1 protein-coding gene and 1 pseudogene are annotated in these 1,529 nt (G+C 68.0%); both read left to right on the top strand.

The window, feature by feature from the left end:
• The first annotated feature begins 366 nt into the window (after window positions 1-366).
• Complete coding sequence (ctaC, locus tag KN815_RS34250) at window positions 367-1,329, top strand: aa3-type cytochrome oxidase subunit II (protein WP_216345742.1); 963 nt, start codon at window positions 367-369, stop codon at window positions 1,327-1,329.
• A pseudogene (locus tag KN815_RS34245) lies at window positions 1,326-1,529 on the top strand (aa3-type cytochrome oxidase subunit I); the annotation flags it as partial. The gene ctaC and the pseudogene KN815_RS34245, both read left to right, overlap by 4 nt.

Below are 1,529 nucleotides of genomic sequence, written 5' to 3'. Positions count from 1 at the left end.
CCCGGAGCAGGGGCCACCCCCGGCGGCGGTCGGCCCCGGAGCCGGGCCCGCAATCAGGGCCGGAGCAGGGGGCACCCCGGCCGTGGTCGGGCCCGTGGTCGGGCCCGCGGACAGGCCCGCGGACAGGCCCCCAACCAGGGCCGGAGTTCGGGGTGACACCGCACCGGAAATCGTGGCCGGAGCCCGCGATTCCACCCCTTCGTGGAGCGCCCCGGCGCGTTGGGCACCCTCCCCGCGCGACCCCAAATGGCGTCCAGTAGGGTTTGGTCCGCATAAACATCCAAACCCCTGCCCGCACTGGGCCGGCGACCGACCAGAAGACGGCCGCGGCCGACCGCGCGGGCGAGACTCTCGGGAAGGCGCTACGTGAGTCCCAACGGCTCCGACCGCTCGTCGCGGCGCCCGGTGCGGCGGAAGCTGCTGCAGGCGCTGGCCGCGGGCTTGGTCCTGGCGACCGCCACCGGTTGCACATCAAAGGACTTCCCCCGCCTCGGAATGCCTACCCCCGTCACGGAGGAGGCGCCGCGGATCCTCTCCCTGTGGCAGGGCTCGTGGGCGGCGGCGCTCGCCACGGGCGTCCTGGTCTGGGGCCTGATCATCTGGGCGGTCATCTTCCACCGTCGCAGCAGGACCAAGATCGAGGTTCCCGCGCAGACCCGGTACAACATGCCGATCGAGGCGCTGTACACCGTGGTCCCGATCATCATCGTCTCGGTGTTGTTCTACTTCACCGCACGCGATGAGAACGCGCTGCTCAAGACCTCCAAGAAGCCCGACCACGTGGTCAACGTGGTGGGCTATCAGTGGAGCTGGGGCTTCAACTACATGGAGAACGTGGACGGGAGCACCGCCAGTCCGAAGCAGGAAGCCAAGGAGATCTCCTCGATCCCCAAGCGCATGCTCAAGGCCGTCCCCAAGGGCGCCGAGGGCGTCTACGAGGCCGGCACCCCCGGTGAGCGGAACCCGCAGACCGGCAACCCGGGTCCGACCCTGTGGCTGCCCAAGGGCGAGTCGGTCCAGTTCATCCTGACGTCCCGCGATGTCATCCACTCGTTCTGGGTGATCCCCTTCCTGATGAAGATGGACGTCATTCCGGGTCACACCAACCGTTTCGAGGTCACCCCGAACCGCGAGGGCACCTTCATGGGCAAGTGCGCCGAGCTGTGCGGCGTCGACCACTCCCGGATGCTCTTCAACGTCAAGGTCGTGTCGCCGGAGCGTTACCAGCAGCACCTCAAGGACCTGGCGAAGAAGGGCCAGACCGGCTACATCCCGGCGGGCATTGCGCAGACGGACGCCGCCAAGAACGCGGAGACCAAGATCCAGTGAGCATCCTCAACGAACCCCAGGGTGCCGGTACTGCCGCCTCGCAAGAGCGGGAGATTCCGGTGCGTCGGAAGCAGCCGGGCAATGTCGTCGTCAAGTGGCTGACCACCACCGACCACAAGACGATCGGCACGCTCTACCTCGTCACGTCGTTCGCGTTCTTCTGCATCGGCGGCCTGATGGCGCTCCTCATGCGCGCCGAG

It is taken from the genome of Streptomyces niphimycinicus, assembly GCF_018883605.1.
Classification (GTDB): domain Bacteria; phylum Actinomycetota; class Actinomycetes; order Streptomycetales; family Streptomycetaceae; genus Streptomyces; species Streptomyces niphimycinicus.
Note: the sequence above shows the minus strand (reverse complement) of the source record. Positions and strands in the feature narration are given on the sequence as shown.